At 69.8% G+C, this 14996-nt stretch carries 16 protein-coding genes and 1 tRNA gene; 11 read left to right on the forward strand and 6 right to left on the reverse strand.

Annotated elements, in window-relative coordinates; translation table 11 throughout:
* Nucleotides 1-77: 77 nt before the first annotated feature.
* Both ABZS69_RS34725 and ABZS69_RS34730 read right to left on the reverse strand, forming a co-directional pair.
* The gene (locus ABZS69_RS34725; RefSeq protein WP_355379616.1) at nt 78-1430 is read right to left on the reverse strand and encodes a glycoside hydrolase family 6 protein; all 1353 of its coding nucleotides are present in this window, start codon (nt 1428-1430) and stop codon (nt 78-80) included.
* A gap of 138 nt (nt 1431-1568) precedes the next feature.
* The gene (locus ABZS69_RS34730; RefSeq protein ID WP_355379617.1) at nt 1569-2114 is read right to left on the reverse strand and encodes a TetR family transcriptional regulator; all 546 of its coding nucleotides are present in this window, start codon (nt 2112-2114) and stop codon (nt 1569-1571) included.
* A gap of 109 nt (nt 2115-2223) precedes the next feature.
* On the opposite strand from ABZS69_RS34730, the gene ABZS69_RS34735 reads away from it, so the two are divergent.
* From ABZS69_RS34735 to ABZS69_RS34760, 6 genes are read left to right on the forward strand one after another with little or no spacing between them, the layout of a single operon-like run.
* Nucleotides 2224-4029, forward strand: coding sequence for an MDR family MFS transporter (locus ABZS69_RS34735; protein WP_355379618.1), 1806 nt, complete (start codon nt 2224-2226; stop codon nt 4027-4029).
* Entirely contained in the window at nt 4026-4439 is a 414-nt protein-coding gene (locus ABZS69_RS34740; RefSeq protein ID WP_355379619.1) for a hypothetical protein, read from the forward strand. Before ABZS69_RS34735 ends, ABZS69_RS34740 begins: the two co-directional genes overlap by 4 nt.
* Nucleotides 4436-4672 (forward strand): hypothetical protein, encoded by a 237-nt coding sequence (locus ABZS69_RS34745; RefSeq protein WP_355379620.1) that lies wholly within the window; start codon nt 4436-4438, stop codon nt 4670-4672. Before ABZS69_RS34740 ends, ABZS69_RS34745 begins: the two co-directional genes overlap by 4 nt.
* 14 nt (nt 4673-4686) lie before the next feature.
* Nucleotides 4687-5163, forward strand: coding sequence for a universal stress protein (locus ABZS69_RS34750; RefSeq protein ID WP_355379621.1), 477 nt, complete (start codon nt 4687-4689; stop codon nt 5161-5163).
* Nucleotides 5164-5192: 29 nt separating this feature from the next.
* On the forward strand, nt 5193-5921 hold the full coding sequence (locus tag ABZS69_RS34755) for a M15 family metallopeptidase (protein WP_355379622.1): 729 nt from the start codon (nt 5193-5195) through the stop codon (nt 5919-5921).
* A 12-nt stretch (nt 5922-5933) separates the two neighbouring features.
* Complete coding sequence (locus ABZS69_RS34760) at nt 5934-6779, forward strand: NUDIX domain-containing protein (protein ID WP_355379623.1); 846 nt, start codon at nt 5934-5936, stop codon at nt 6777-6779.
* A gap of 28 nt (nt 6780-6807) precedes the next feature.
* On the opposite strand, the gene ABZS69_RS34765 is transcribed toward ABZS69_RS34760, so the two are convergent.
* Nucleotides 6808-7149, reverse strand: coding sequence for an STAS domain-containing protein (locus ABZS69_RS34765; RefSeq protein ID WP_355379624.1), 342 nt, complete (start codon nt 7147-7149; stop codon nt 6808-6810).
* A gap of 36 nt (nt 7150-7185) precedes the next feature.
* Here ABZS69_RS34765 and ABZS69_RS34770 point away from each other — a divergent pair.
* A tRNA-Ser gene (locus ABZS69_RS34770) sits at nt 7186-7272 on the forward strand.
* A gap of 1 nt (nt 7273) precedes the next feature.
* Here ABZS69_RS34770 and ABZS69_RS34775 read toward each other — a convergent pair.
* Nucleotides 7274-9436 carry an AAA family ATPase gene (locus ABZS69_RS34775; protein WP_355379625.1) on the reverse strand — a complete coding sequence of 721 codons (2163 nt, stop codon included), beginning with the start codon at nt 9434-9436 and terminating at the stop codon, nt 7274-7276.
* A 114-nt stretch (nt 9437-9550) separates the two neighbouring features.
* Between ABZS69_RS34775 and ABZS69_RS34780 the strand changes: the two genes are divergently transcribed.
* Nucleotides 9551-10507: an NAD(P)H-quinone oxidoreductase gene (locus ABZS69_RS34780; RefSeq protein WP_355379626.1), complete on the forward strand. Its 957-nt coding sequence runs from the start codon at nt 9551-9553 to the stop codon at nt 10505-10507.
* A gap of 5 nt (nt 10508-10512) precedes the next feature.
* Entirely contained in the window at nt 10513-11028 is a 516-nt protein-coding gene (locus ABZS69_RS34785) for a bacterial proteasome activator family protein (protein WP_355379627.1), read from the forward strand.
* 38 nt (nt 11029-11066) lie between these two features.
* On the opposite strand, the gene ABZS69_RS34790 is transcribed toward ABZS69_RS34785, so the two are convergent.
* Nucleotides 11067-11837 carry an HAD family hydrolase gene (locus ABZS69_RS34790; protein ID WP_355379628.1) on the reverse strand — a complete coding sequence of 257 codons (771 nt, stop codon included), beginning with the start codon at nt 11835-11837 and terminating at the stop codon, nt 11067-11069.
* Nucleotides 11838-12087: 250 nt separating this feature from the next.
* On the opposite strand from ABZS69_RS34790, the gene ABZS69_RS34795 reads away from it, so the two are divergent.
* Nucleotides 12088-12291, forward strand: a complete 204-nt coding sequence (locus ABZS69_RS34795) for a cold-shock protein (RefSeq protein WP_093173019.1) — start codon at nt 12088-12090, stop codon at nt 12289-12291.
* A 140-nt stretch (nt 12292-12431) separates the two neighbouring features.
* Nucleotides 12432-13769 carry a hypothetical protein gene (locus tag ABZS69_RS34800; protein ID WP_355379629.1) on the forward strand — a complete coding sequence of 446 codons (1338 nt, stop codon included), beginning with the start codon at nt 12432-12434 and terminating at the stop codon, nt 13767-13769.
* Here ABZS69_RS34800 and serS read toward each other — a convergent pair.
* Nucleotides 13733-14995, reverse strand: a complete 1263-nt coding sequence (gene serS / locus ABZS69_RS34805; protein ID WP_355379630.1) for a serine--tRNA ligase — start codon at nt 14993-14995, stop codon at nt 13733-13735. The genes ABZS69_RS34800 and serS overlap by 37 nt on opposite strands.
* Nucleotide 14996: the final 1 nt, after the last annotated feature.

A 14996-nucleotide genomic window follows, 5' to 3' on the forward strand; every position in this document is an offset into this window, starting at 1 on the left:
CTCTGTGCAACAGCCGCGAAGCCGCCCTTATTTCACCGATGGGCCCCTGAGGCGGGCGCGCAGGGGCCCATCGGGTCTCACGAGGCCGTACAGGTCACCGGTGACGGGACGCCGTTCTGGCCGTTCCAGTTGGCGACGAAGCCGAACGTGGTGCTCGCCCCGGCTCCGAGGGCGCCGTTCCAGTTGAGGTTCGTGACGGTGACGGTGCCGCTGCCCGAGAGGTTACCGTTCCAGAGCTGCGTGATCGTCTGCCCGTTCGGGAACGTCCAGCCGACCTTCCAGCCGGCGATCCCGGACGAGCCCGTGTTCTTCACGGTGACCTCACCCTGGAAGCTGCCCGTCCACTGACTCGTGATCTTGTACGTCGCCGCGCAGCCCGCGGGGCCCGTGGTCGGCGTCACAGTCGGTGTCACGGTGGGCGTGACCGTGGGGGTGACGGTGGGAGTGACGGTCGGGCCGACGGTGGGCGGCGGGGCGGCGACGGCCAGGTCGTAGGCGCGCTGCGGCACGAACTGTCCCGCGGTCGCGATGCACCCGTCGGCCTCGCCGGGCGGCTTGACCCACAGGTAGGCGTCGACGGCCGAGTCACCGGTGTTCGTGGTGCTCCAGGTGCCGGTCGCCCGGCCCGCAGGGTCGCACCACTCGCTACCCTGCGGCCCGTTGCCGTTGCGGCTGGTGTCGACGACCGCCTTCAGCCTGGACACACCGGTCGCCGCGATGACGCTCTTCGCGTACGACACCAGGCCGGAGCTGGCGCGGTAGTTGGAGGTGTTGACGGCGATACCGTCGGCGCTGTTGGCCACGTCCGCGCCGGTCAGCCTGGACGCGGCCTCCGAGGCGCCCAGCCAGGCGTCGTGCCCGATGTCGAAATAGACCTTGACCTGCGACGACGTCGCCTTGAATTTCTTCCCGGCGTACGCCATGGACGCCTTGACCTCGGCCTGCTGCGAGGCGTTCATGCAGTTCGACATGATCGCCAGCGCGTCCGGCTCCAGCACGATCGTGGCGGGCCGGCCGCCGAGACCGGCCGCGATCTGGTCGATCCACGCCCGGTAGGACGCGTGGTCCGGCGCGCCGCCCGCGCTCGCGCCGCCGCAGTCGCGGTTCGGCATGTCGTACACGACGACGATCGGGATCTTGCCCGCCGACGCGGCGGCGCCGACGTACGCGTCAACCTGGCCGCGCACGGTGGCCGGGTTGTACGTGGCGAACCACCGGCCCTGGGGCACGGCCGCGATGCGGTCCCTGATCACCGGGGTGCGACTGTCGTTCGGGTTCGCGGCGACCCATTTGGCCGCGTTCGTCTGCGGATCCACGTAGAAAGCGGAGTCGGCGGCCTCGGCGGTGGACGAGGAGAGGACGACGGCCCCCGCCGCGGCCATGGCGGCCGCCGAGAGGAGCACCGCCAGGACGGGCCTTCTGCGAGACATGAAATTCACTCCGTCCGGTATGTGGGAGCGCTCCCACTAGTACCCGGATCGTAGGTAACCGTCAGTGCCCGCTCAAAGACATCCGATCGCTGCCGCCCACATATCCCCAGGCCAGCCCCGTGATGGGGGGTGAAACTTTCAGCGCAGGCAGGACTCGAAGACCGCGGTCAGCCGGTCGACGTCGGCCGGGGTGGGCGCCTCTGGGCCGAGGCGGCGGCGCATGGCGCCGATGCCGAGGAAGACCGCCGTGGCCATGCGGGCCCTGGCATGGGCATCCGCTCCGCCGAGTTGCTCCTCCAGCGGGTCGAGCAGGGCCGTGCGCAGGCGCTCGCGGGCCACGGCCTGGATCTCCGGATCGCCGGCCGACCGTTCGAGGGTGCGCAGGATCGGGCTCTCCGGCGGGTGCTCCATGCGCTCGGCCGCGTATTCAGCCAGCCGCCGCGGCAGGCTCCCGCGGTCGCCTTCGAACAGATCCCTGATCGTCGGCTCGCCGTCCAGGACCGCGCCGAACAGGCCCGCCTTGGAGCCGAAATAGCGGCCGACCAGCGCGATGTTGGCATCCGCGGCGGCGGCGATCATGCGTACGGTCACCCGCTCGTAGCCCTGCTCGCCGAAGAGCGTGCGGGCCGCGCGGAGGATCCGCTCGCGAGTGGCCTCGCGGTCGCGCGGCCTGACCTCAGACACCTGAGCATCCACACCCGCACTCTACTCAACCGACCCCCACTTGCCGCGCGGCTAGTAAACAGGCGTATACTCAATTTTCGTAAAACTTGCAGTTAGGGGATGTGGTGTCTTGGTAGCGCACGCTCAGGCCGCAGCCCCCGCGAAGCGGCAGTACACCCACCGCGAAATCCTCGAGGTCATGTCCGGGCTCATGCTCGCCATGCTCACGTCGATGATCTCGACCTCGGTGGTGGGCACGGCGCTGCCGACGATCGTGGGTGAGCTGGGCGGTCAGGATCAGTACTCATGGGTCGCCTCCGCGACCATGCTGACCATGACGGTGTCCACGCCGTTGTGGGGCAAGCTGTCCGACGTATTCGGGCGGAAACTGCTCTTCCAGAGCGCGCTCGGGCTGTTCGTCGCGGCCTCGCTGGTGGCCGGTCTGTCGCAGAACATGGGGCAGCTCATCGCGGCGCGGGCCGTACAGGGTCTGGGTGTGGGTGGCTTGTCGGCACTCGCGCAGGTGATCCTGGGGGACATCGTGTCCCCTCGCGAACGCGGCCGTTACTCCGGCTACATGGGGGCGGTCTTCGGGATCTCCACCGTCGCGGGGCCGCTGCTCGGCGGGTTCCTGGTGGACACCGACTGGCTCGGCTGGCGCTGGTGCTTCTACGTCGTGGTGCCGTTCGCCCTGGTGTCCTTCATCGTGATCCAGAAGGTGCTGAAGCTGCCGAAGATCAAGCGGAGCACCTCGATCGACATCTGGGGCGCGACGACGATCACGGCGAGCGCGAGCGCGCTCATGCTGCTGCTCACGCTGGGCGGCGTCGAGTTCGAGTGGAACTCGGTCTGGACGTACTTCCTGGCGGCGACCTGCCTGCTGATGCTGGCCCTGGCGGTGCTGTCGGAGCGGACCGCGCGTAACCCGATCCTGCCGCCGCGGCTGTTCCGCAACCGTACGTTCGTGCTCACCGGCCTCGCCTCGCTGTTCGTCGGCATGGCGATGTTCGGCGCGATGATCTACCTACCGCAGTACCTGCAGATCGTCAAGGGCCTCAGCCCCACCGAGTCCGGTCTGATGACGCTGCCCATGGTGGTGGCGCTGTTCCTGGCCGGCGTGATCTCCGGGAAGATCGTCACCCAGACCGGCCGGTGGAAGATCTTCCCGGTCGTGGGCCTGCTGGTCGTGGCGGTCGGGCTGTTCCTGCTGTCCCGGCTGCACGTGGACTCCAGCGAATGGCTCATCGGCCTCGACGTGGCGGTGCTCGGCATCGGGCTCGGCCTGTCCATGCAGATGCTCATCCTGGCCGCCCAGAACGGCTCCGAGCCGCGTGACATGGCCTCGACCACGTCCGGCGTGTCGTTCTTCCGCTCCCTGGGCGGCGCCGTCGGCGTGGCGGCGTTCGGTGCGATCCTGACGAACCGCCTCAAGGACGAGATAGCCGAAATGCTCAGGGCCGCGCACATCGCGCTGCCCGGCGGCTCGAACGTCAAGCTCGGCAGCCCGAGCGCCATCCAGCAGCTCCCCACGCCGATCAAGAACATCGTGCTGGAGGCGTTCACCAGGGGTCTGGAGACCGTCTTCCTGGTTGGCGTGCCCATCGCGCTGATCGGGTTCCTGGCGACGATCTTCCTCAAGGAGCTGCCGCTGCGCGGCGCCACGACGCCGGCCCCGGAGTCGAAGCCGCTGAGCAAGGACGACCTGGTCCTGGCCGGGCTGCTGCTCGAACTGATCGCCCAGCGCGTCGAGCGGACCAACGGCCAGCGGTCCGCCCTGCTCACCGCGGTCGCCAAGATGGCGCCGCCGGACGACCGACCGGAACGCGAGCGGGCCCAGTCGGTCGCCAAGAACGTGCTGCGGCCGACCTCGCGAGCCCTCATCGCGCAGGCCGCGCCCCCGCAGAAAGACCTCGTAACAGGAGGAATCTCACAGTGATTCGCAAGTTCGTGGGCGCCGTCGCGGCCACCCTGGCCGTCCTGGCCGGGCTGTGGCAGATGATCGCCCCCTTCGCCCTGGGCACCCAGCCGGAGGACGCCGACTGGACGAACGCCACCCAGTCGGAGTTCTTCACGGGCCTCGGCGTGGCCGTCGTGGGGCTCATCGGCGCGATCTGCTTCGCGCTGGCCATCTACGAGGAGCTCGTGGTGCGCGGTCTCGTGGTCGTCCGGCAGCGGCAGGCCGAGCCGGAGCCGGAGCCCGTGCCGGCGGCGCCCCAGGCGTCCTCCGCCGAGCTGGCGAGCCTGCTGGCCCCGCTCGTCGAGGCGCTGCGCGAGGACATGAACAACTCAGGTGAGCACCGCCGTAACGGCAAGGCTCCCCTGGTCGGAGTGGAGGACAACCGATGAAGGCCAAGCTGGGCGTCTCCGCCCTCGTCCTGCTGTTCCTCGGTGGCCTGTGGCTGGTCGCCGCGCCGTTCGCGGTCGGCTACCAGGCGAGGGGCGCGGCCTACGTCGACGCGACGGTGAACGATCTGTGGCTCGGCGGCTCGATCGCCGCGATCTCGTTCGTGTCCCTGGTGATCTACGCGGCCGACGCCCTGCGCGAGCTGGCCGGCCGCGGCAAGCACTCCAACGTCTAACCGCGAGAAGTGCCGTGTTCGGCGGTGACACAGACCCCGGACGGGAGCCACTGACCGGCAGGCTCCCGGACGGGCAGTTCGAGATCGGCAAGGACGGCGCCGGCCTGCTCGTGGTGGGCTTCGACGGATCGGGCCCGAGCCGCAACGCGCTCGCGTACGCGGCCGGGCTCGCCCGGCGGGACAACGCGGCGCTGCTCATCGCCTTCGTGGAATCGCTCAACAGCGCCGCGCTGTGGTTCTTCGCCGGCTCGCCGATCATCCCCGACGCGGCGGCCGACCTGACCGAGGACCTGCGCGACGAGCTTCGGGGCGCGGGCGTCCCGTGGCAGTTCGTCAGCGTTCGCGGTGACGCGGCCCGCGAGCTCGAGACGCTGGCCAGCTCATACATGGCCGACGCCATCGTGGTGGGCCGCTCGCGTTCCTCCTGGCACGGCTCGGTGGCGGTCGGGCTGGCGAAACGGGCCCGGCGTACTGTGCTGATAGTGCCTTGAGCTGGTCGGACGTCGCATATGGTGGCGAGATGAAACGTGCTGCCGCCATGGCGTTCGTGGTGCTCGCGTCCGTTTCGTGCGGGACGGGCAAGCCTGCCGCCACGGGTTCCATCCCCAAGGAGACCGCTCCCGCATTCGAGAGCCTCGACTCGCCGTCACCCACCACGGGCGCGCCCGGCTCGGCCGCCCCGCCGGCCTTCAGCGCCAAGATCTCACAGCTCTCCCGCGAGCAGCTGCCGTACTCGTGGCGGGCGGGCTGCCCGGTCCACTACCGCGACCTGCGGCTGGTCACGATGACGTACTGGGGCTTCGACGACAAGCCGCACACCGGTCAGCTGGTGGTGAACAAGGCGGTCACCGGCGACATCGTGACGGTCTTCAAGAAACTGTACGGCTGGCGCTGGCCGATCGAGCGGATGAAGCTGGTCGACGCATACAAGGGCGACGACTTCGACTCCATCGAGGCCAACAACACCTCGGCCTTCAATTGCCGCCAAGCGACCGGATCCACGCATTGGTCCAAGCATGCGTACGGTCAGGCGATAGACGTCAATCCCATCCAGAACCCTTATGTCACCGCAAGCGGTAGCACAGCGCACCAAGCATCCAAAAAGTTCACGAAACGCCCCATGAAGGGAAAGGGAGTAATAAATCCGGGTGACAAGGTAGTAAAGGCCTTCCGTCAGGTCGGCTGGGAGTGGGGCGGCTACTGGTCAGGGGCCAGGGACCTGCAGCATTTCAGCAAGGGCGGAGGCTGAGACAATCCCGCCATGGCGGCTAAGGACGGCGACGGCTGGATCGAGTGCTCCCAGGGCCACCGGCATTGGGGGCTGCACGGCGCCTCCGGGCTGCTCGTCGTGCACCATGACGAGGCCGGCACCCCGTACGTGCTCATGCAGAAGCGCTCCTGGTGGAGCCACCACGGCGGCACCTGGGGGCTGCCGGGAGGGGCGCGCGACAGCCACGAGGACGCCGTCGCCTCCGCGCTGCGGGAGGCCCGCGAGGAGGCCGCGCTCGCCGGCGACGGGCTGCGGGTGCAGGGCGTCTACCGCGACGATCACGGCGGGTGGGCGTTCGAGACGGTGATCGCCGCCTCGCCCGAGCTGCTGGCCGCCGCACCCGCCAACGGCGAGAGCAGCGAGATGCGCTGGCTGCCGCTGCCGCAGGTGCCCGACCGGAAGCTGCATCCCGGCTTCGCCGCCACCTGGGACGAGATCCAGGGGGAGATCAGGCCGGAGACCCTCGTGCTCGACGTGGCCAACATCGTGGGCGCGCGGGCCGAGCACGGCTGGTGGCGCGACCGGCTCGGCGCGGCGACGCGGCTGCTGGAGGCCGTGTCGAGGCTCAGGCTCACGCATCCGGTGCTGGCGCAGTGGTATCCGCGCGTCGTGGCGGTCGTGGAGGGCGCCGCCAGGAGCACGCCGGAGACGACGGGGATCCAGGTGGTCGCGGCCACCGGCAGCGGCGACGACGCGATCGTCGACGTGGTGCGCCGGGCCAAGCCGTGGGAACGCGTGCTCGTCGTCACCGCGGACCGGGCGCTGAAGGAACGCGTCCACGAGCTGGGCGCCGAAACCGTGGGCCCGAAATGGCTGCTCTCGCAGCTCCCCCGGTGACCTCTCCTTACCTCTCCGCGCCGAGCCCTTACCGCTCCGCGCCGAGCACGGCGTCGAAGGCGGCCTTCAGGCCCGTCACGTCGAGCACGCGCTGAAGCACGCCATGCACCCCGACCAGGCGTAACGTACCGGCTTGGGCGGAAACGCGGCGCTGGTGCTCCACGAGCACCCACAGGCCGCTGGAGTCGCAGAACTCCAGCTCCCCCGCGTCGATGTCGACCCGCACGAGCCCTTCGGCGAGCAGTCTGCCCAGGCACTCCTTGAGCTGCGGCGCGGTGAGCTTGTCGAGATCACCGTCGAGGCGGACGAGCGCTGCCGACCCACCGCGCTCCACCTCGACGTTGAGATCCGCCACCTCCTGAACGTACACCGCTGTCACCGCAGCCGCTATCGTGGTTTCCGCACAGGAGGGTTCGCATAGTGGACGAGTGCAGCCGCCTTGAAAGCGGCCAGGTCAGCGATGGCCTCGTGGGTTCGAATCCCACACCCTCCGCTCACTCGCGGCTGCCGGCGAACCCGTCGCCCACACACGCGGCCAGCTGAAGATAGGCGTCCCTGGTCGGCTCCTGCAGCCGGTCGAGGTCGATCTCCGCGCCCTCCTCCAGATGCGGGTCGTACGGCACCCGGATCACCGCGCGGCACCTGGCGGCGAAGTGTGCCTCTAGCTTCTTGATGTCCACCGCCGACTTCGAACGCGGCCGCACGCTGCACAGCACCACGGTCGCGTTCTTCACCAGGTCGCCGTAGTGGTGCGCCTCCAGCCAGTCGAGCGTCGCGGAGGCCGCCCTGGCGCCGTCCACGGACGGGGAGCTGACCAGCACGATCTGGTCGGCCAGCCCGAGCACGCCGCCCATCGCGGAGTGGAGCAGGCCCGTGCCGCAGTCGGTGATGCAGATCGAGTAGAAGTTCTCCAGCACCTGGGAGACGGCCTGGTAGTCGGCGCCGCTGAACGCCTCGGACACCGACGGGTCGCGGTCGGAGGCGAGCACCTCCAGCCGCGAGGGCGCCTGCGACGTGAACGCCCTGATGTCCACGTAGCGCTTGACCTGGTCGCGCTCGTTGAGCAGGTCGCGCACGGTGGCCGAGGTCTCCAGGACGAGCTTGTCGGACAGGGTGCCCCTGTCGGGGTTGGCGTCGATGGCGATGACCCGGTCGCCGCGGACCTGGGCCAGGGTGGCGCCGAGGCCGACCGTGGTCGTGGTCTTGCCCACACCGCCCTTCAGGCTCAGCACGGCCACGCGGTGGTGACCGGCGGTGACCGGGGTGCGGCTCCTGCTCACCAGCTCACGGCGGCGGCGGACCTCCGGGGGCTCGCCCGGCTTGATCCAGCCTCCCGACGCCTTGTAGATCAGGCGGCGCCAGCCCTTGGAGGGGGCGTTACGCCGTCCGCGTAGCAGGGACTCCGGGTCGAGGCTGTCGGCGGTCGGGCGGCCGGTGATCGGCGGCCTGGGCGGGGCGGTGAACACGGGGATCGGGGCAGGGCGGCGACGCCGCTCCGCGGGCGGCGGGATCTCGCGCTCCGCGGGGCGCCATTCGTGCTGCTCGGTCCACTGCGGGCGCTCCTGCTGCTGTGGCGGCTCCGGCTGTGGCGACTCCTGCCGTTCCTGCCGTGGCGGCTCCTGCCGTGGCGGCTCCTGCCGTGGCGGCTCCTCCTGCCGGGCCGGCTCCGACCACGAAGAGCGCTCCTGCTGGGCCGGCTCCGACCACGAGGGGCGCTCCTGCTGCGTCGGCTCCGTCCACGAAGGCCGCTGCTCCTCGCGCCGCTCCTCAGGCTCCGCGGGCTCGACCTTCGACCATGACGGCTCAGCGTCCTTGGCCCACGACAGCTCTGGCTGCTCGTCCTTGGCCCACGACGGCTCCTGCCGCTCCTCCTCCTTCTTCGGCCACAAGGGCTCGGCGCGCTCGCCCGTCGGCCACAGGGGCCGCTCCTCGACCTCGGTCGGCTCGGCCTCCTGCGCGGCGGCCGGCTCAGACCACTTGGGCGGCTGGATCGTCGGGAGGGTGTCCGTCGGCTCCGACCACTTCGGGCGCTCGTTCTTCGGCGAGGTCTCGGCCGCGACCTCGTCGTCCTTCTTCTCGGGCTCCTCCGCCCGCTCCGCCTTGTCCGTCTTGTCCGTCTTGTCCGCGGCGGGCTCGGCCGCCGCGCGGGCGGTCTCCTTCTCCTGCTCCTCGCGGGGCGGCTCAGGGGCGCGCGCCCACTCGGGCACGGACGTCCAGTCCTGCGTCTCCTGCTCCGGCGTCTCGGACGCGGCGAACGACAGCGAGTACGTGTCGGTGTCGTCGGGCCGCGGCAGCGGCTTCAACGGAGCGTGGAACGGGTCGTCGCCGCCCAGCGAGCTCGGCGGGGACGCAGGAGGCTTCGTGGCCGTGCTGGCCGTGCCGAGCCACTCGGCGGCCTCCATCTCACCGTCGGGCAGGTCCTCGGCCGCCGCGGCGCCGTACACGGAGTCGACGGCCGCGCGGAACAGCGGCGGCGTCGGCGTGTCGGGCTGCGTGGGGACCATCCGCCACGGGTCCTGGGGGTACGGCGAGGCGACCGACTCGTCGGCAGCTGCTGTCGGCGCGCTCACAGAGACGGGGGCCTCCTCCGTCTCCTTGATCGCGTCGAGCCACGCCAGCTGCTCCTCGAGCGATTCCTCTCGATCGTGTCTTGCCACCGTGTTCCCCCTCGGGTGGGTCTAAAGGGGCAGCAAATACCTTGCAGATTAACGCCACGGGCAACCCCACAGCTCGGCAACCCACAACTTCTTTGCCCGGCTACCGTAGTTCGCATGCGAGCCATTGAGATCGTCGAGCCGGGCGGACCAGAGGTGCTTCAGTGGCGTGAGGTGCCGGATCCACGGGTCGAGCGGGGAGACGTCCTCATCGACGTGACCGCCTCGGCGGTCAACAGGGCCGATGTCCTGCAGCGACAGGGGTTCTACGCGCCTCCGCCCGGCGCGTCGCCGTACCCGGGGCTGGAGGTCTCCGGCGTGGTGGCCGAGGTCGGCGCGGACGTCGAGCAGTTCAAGCCGGGCGACGAGGTGTGCGCGCTGCTCGCGGGCGGTGGTTACGCTGAGCGCGTAGCGGCCCCGTGGCAACAGGTCATGCCGGTGCCGGACGGCGTGCCGCTGGTGGAGGCCGCGGGCCTGCCGGAGGTGGCGTGCACGGTGTGGTCCAACGTGTTCATGATCGGGCGGCTGCGCAGGGGCGAGACGCTGCTGGTGCACGGCGGGGCCAGCGGGATCGGCACGTTCGCCGTGCAGCTCGCCAAGGCGCTCGGCTCGCGGGTCGCCGCGACCGTCGGCTCGGCGGCCAAGGGCGAGCGGGTCAGGGAGCTGGGCGCGGACGAGGTCGTCAACTACCGCGAGGAAGACTTCGCCGACAAGGTTCAGGCGGACGTCATCCTCGACATCATGGGCGCCAAATACCTGGCAGGAAACGTCCGGGCGCTCCGCACCGGCGGCCGGCTGGTGGTCATCGGGCTGCAGGGCGGCCTCAAGGGCGAGCTCGACCTGGGGGCCCTGCTCGCCAAGCGGGCCTCGGTGCACGCCACGGCGCTCCGCTCACGCCCGGTGGACGAGAAGGGGGCAATTGTCCGTAGTGTTGTGGACAACGTCTGGCCCCTGGTCGGCGCCGGGGCCGTGCGTCCTGTGGTGCACGCGAAACTGCCGATGTCGGACGCCGCCGAAGCCCACCGAATGTTGGATTCGGGGGAGCACGTCGGCAAGATCCTGCTAGTACGGTGAGTGTTATGAGTGCTGAGGACAACAACACCCCTCACATCGTGGTGGTGGGTCCTGACTTCCAAGGTCAGGGCGATAACGGCGAAGAGGATCGTTCGGTCACCAACCTGGTCGAGCAGCCCGCCAAGGTGATGCGCATCGGCAGCATGATCCGGCAGCTCCTCGACGAGGTCAGGGCCGCACCTCTCGACGAGGCCAGCCGCAAGCGGCTGAAGGACATCCACGCGTCCTCCATCAAGGAGCTCGAGGACGGCCTGGCCCCCGAGCTGGTCGATGAGCTGGAGCGGCTGTCCCTCCCCTTCACGGAGGAGAACGGCGCGCCGCCGAGCGAGGCCGAGCTGCGCATCGCGCACGCCCAGTTGGTCGGCTGGCTCGAAGGGTTGTTCCACGGCATCCAGACCACGCTGTTCGCGCAGCAGATGGCCGCCCGTGCCCAGTTGGAGCAGATGCGCAGGGCGCTGCCCGGCGTGCCGCAGGGTGACGACCAGCACCGGCCGCCCGGCGGTTCCGGCCCCTACCTGTAACGGCGCGGGCGCCTGCTACGGATGGCCGCCGGCCGCGGCTATCCGTAGAACCGCTCGATCACCTGAGCGACGCCGTCGTCGTCGTTCGCCGCGGTCACGTGGTCGACCGCCGCGAGCACGTCCGGGTGCGCGTTGGCGACCGCGTACGACGTGCCTGCCCAGCTCAGCATGGGCAGGTCGTTCGGCATGTCACCGAACGCGAGCACCTCGGCCGGCTTGATCTCGTGCTGCCCGGCGAGCGCCGCCAGCGCCGTGGCCTTCGTCACACCCTGTGCGCTCATCTCGATCAGGCCCCGGCGGCTGGAGTGGGTCGCGGTCACCAGATGCCCCACCAGCCCCTCCACGGTGGCCTGCAGCGCGTCCGCGTCCATCCCGGGGTGGAGGGCGAGGAGCTTGGCGCATGGACGTGCGGTCACGGAGTCGACGCGTGCCGTTAGGGCCCCCCTGTCCAAGCCGCCCAGGAGGAATTCCGACTCATGCGCAAAACCCGCTTCATACTCGACCGAAAATGCGAGATCGGACACGTTCGCTCTTAGCTGATCCACGACTTCCTGGAGTACATCGACCGCGATGAGGTGAGATTCCACTATCTGTTCGGTATGGAGGTCGTAGATCAGTGCTCCGTTCGCACAGATAGCGAGTCCACGGTGACGTACAGCACCCGCGACCCCGCCCATCCACCGGGGCGGGCGCCCCGTCACGAACACGAGCACGGCGCCGGATTCCTCGACTTTGCCGAAGGCTGCCAGCGTGCGGGGAGACACGGTTCCGTCACTACGCAACGCGGTGCCGTCGAGGTCGGTGGCCACAAGGCGGGGTGTGGGAAGGCTCTGCATAACAGGTTCCAGTTTGCCCGGTGATGCCGTCTGACAGAAATCTTCGTTGGTACGGGAACACCAACGCGCCAGAATGGTGTTAGATGTGATGGCGTTGTATTAGCTGATCCCGTAGTGAAAACCAGCATGACTTTGTCTGAGCCACCCCGGGTGCTTGCTGTACGACACACCGGGACCCACGAGGTGTGGGTCCCATAGATTCACATCCTGAGGGAGAGCTTTTATGGCTCAGGGAACCGTCAAGTGGTTCAACGCCGAGAAGGGCTTCGGCTTCATCGCCCCGGACGGCGGTGCGCCGGACGTGTTCGTGCACTTCTCCGAGATTCAAGGCAGTGGCTACCGCAGCCTTGAAGACGGCCAGCGCGTCGAGTTCGAGATCACGCAGGGGCAGAAGGGCCCGCAGGCCTCCCAGGTCCGCGCCATCTGACCTTGTAGCAGCGAGACAGGCCGGGGTTCGCTTCCAGCGGGCCTCGGTCTTTTGCTTGTTCCGGGTTGGTCACGGCCGCGAACCTTCTGGGGTTCGCGGCCATCCACCCCTACATGAGGTACGCCTGGTTATGTCACCCCGTGACCGTTGCCGGGGTGTTCGTGCTCTTGATCAACGACCACCTGCTCAAACAGGCCTGGCCCGGGTTCGTCACGGGCAAGCTCAGTGACGTCGCGGGACTGGTCGTCGCCCCCGCGCTGGTGGCCCTGCTCTTCTGGCGGCGGGCCGACCTGGCGGCCACCGTACTGACCGGGGTGCTCTTCACGCTCGTGAAGGCCACGGAGACGGGCGCCGAGCTGGCCTCCCATGCCTGGACCCTCGTGGCGGGCCCATCGCGCGTCCTGGCCGATCCCACGGACCTCCTCGCCCTGCCCGCGCTCGCCCTGGCCTGGTGGATACGCCGCCGCAGCCTGGAGTCGGACTCCACGCGCTGGCGCGTGACGGTCACCATGCCATTGGCCGTGCTCGCCGTGGCAGCCACATCGGCCGCGCCCACGCCCACCGCCGACTCGGTCAGGGTGGACGGGGACCGGATCATCGTCCACGTACGGGACGACGCCTCTCAGATCTCCGAGGACGGCGGGGTCACCTGGTCGGACGACCCAGGCCCGAAGGAGGAGAACAGGCCGCTGCAGAGCGCCGCCTGCGTCCCCATGCAGGCGACGCGGTGCTACCGGGTGGTGCCCAACCGGATGGCCGTCGAGCAGTCCGACGACGGCGGCAAGACCTGGGGCCCGTCGTGGGCTCTTACCGGTGACGACCGCGAGCGGTTCGCCCGGCGGTATCAGTACGGGACCGACCGATACTCGATGGCGCTGGCCGTGCAGGCCCGCCCGGGCGGGCACGTCGTGGTCGTCGCGAACGGCCTGGACGGCATCCTGGTCCGCGACGTGTCCGGTGCGTGGCGGCGCGTGGGCTGGCCCAGTTCGCCTGGGTACGGGTCGGTGGACCTGTCACCGGAGAGCAACGTGGCGATCTTCCTGGCCGCGTGCATGCTGTTCGGCGGCGCCGGGGCGGGGCTGCGCCGGCTCAGCGGCGCCTACCTGGGCTCCGCGGCGGTCGCGTCACTGGGCGTGTTCGCCGTGCTCACCGGCTGGTCCACGGGGTTCGAGCCGGTGCTGATGCTCCTCGGCATGATCACCGTCCTGGTGAGCGCCGTCGCGTGCCTCGCGCTGGCCGGGGCCGGCCGGGCGCGGCCCATGCCCGCCGCCGTCGGGGTGCTGGCCGCGCCGCTCGTGTACCTGTGCGTCTACACGCCCTTCTACGGCTGGTCGCACGGCACCCCGGACTCGTACGGGGTCGCCGTCGCCCTGGCCGCGCTGCTGACCGCCCTGGTGGTGCTCGGGGGCGCCGCACTCATCAGGCACGACGCCCGCCGCGCCTACTTGGACGGCTCCAGCACGTCGAGGCCCACGTAGGGCCGCAGCGCCTTGGGAACCACCACGGAGCCGTCGGCCTGCTGGTGGTTCTCCAGGATCGCCACGATCCACCGGGTCGTGGCGAGCGTGCCGTTGAGCGTGGCCAGGTGCTGCGGCTTGCCGTCCTTGTCGCGGTAGCGGACGGCGAGCCGGCGGGCCTGGAACTCCGTGCAGTTGGAGGTCGAGGTCAGCTCGCGGTAACGGCCCTGGGTCGGGATCCACGCCTCGCAGTCGAACTTGCGGGCGGCCGACATGCCGAGGTCTCCCGCCGCCGTGTCGATGATCCGGTAGGGGACCTCGATCTTGGCCAACATCTCCTTCTCCCAGGCGAGCAGGCGCAGGTGCTCCTCGTGGGCGTCCTCGGGACGCACGTACGAGAACATCTCGACCTTGTCGAACTGGTGGACCCGGATGATGCCCCTGGTGTCCTTGCCGTACGAGCCGGCCTCGCGGCGGAAGCACGACGACCAGCCCGCGTAGCGCAGCGGCAGGTCGCCGCCGTCGAGGATCTCCTGGGCGTGGTATCCGGCCAGCGCGACCTCCGAGGTGCCGACGAGGTAGAGGTCGTCCTCGGGGAGGCGGTAGATCTCCTTGTCGTGGGCCACGTGGAAGCCGGTGCCCTGCATGGTCTCCGGCTTGACGAGCACCGGCGTGATCATCGGGGTGAACCCGGCCTCGATGGCCTGCTGCATGGCCATGTTGAGCAGGCCGAGCTGCAGGCGGGCGCCGACGCCCTTGAGGAAGAAGAAGCGCGAGCCGGACACCTTGGCGCCCCGCTCCATGTCGATGGCGCCGAGCGCCTCGCCGAGCTCCAGATGGTCCTTGGGCTCGAAGTCGAACTGGCGCGGCTCGCCGGACGTCTCGAGGACCACGTAGTCGTCCTCGCCGCCCTCCGGCGCGCCTGCCTCGACGATGTTGGGCACCGTCTGAACGACGTCGTCGAGCTCGCCCGTCAGCTTCTCCGCCTCGGCCTCGGCGGCCTTGACCTGGCTCGCGAGGTCCTTGGCCCGCTGGAGCAGCGCGGCCTTCTCCTCGCCCTGCGCCTTGGAGACCGACTTGCCCATGCTCTTCTGCTCGGCGCGCAGAGACTCGAACGAGGTCAGCGCGGATCGGCGGCGCTCGTCCAGGTCGAGCAGCGTGTCGACGACGGAGTCGTCCTCACCGCGGGCACGCTGCGACGCCCGTAGCCGGTCGGGATCCTCACGAAGGGTACGCAGGTCAATCACA

This window comes from Nonomuraea sp. NPDC005650 (genome assembly GCF_040605375.1).
GTDB lineage: Bacteria > Actinomycetota > Actinomycetes > Streptosporangiales > Streptosporangiaceae > Nonomuraea.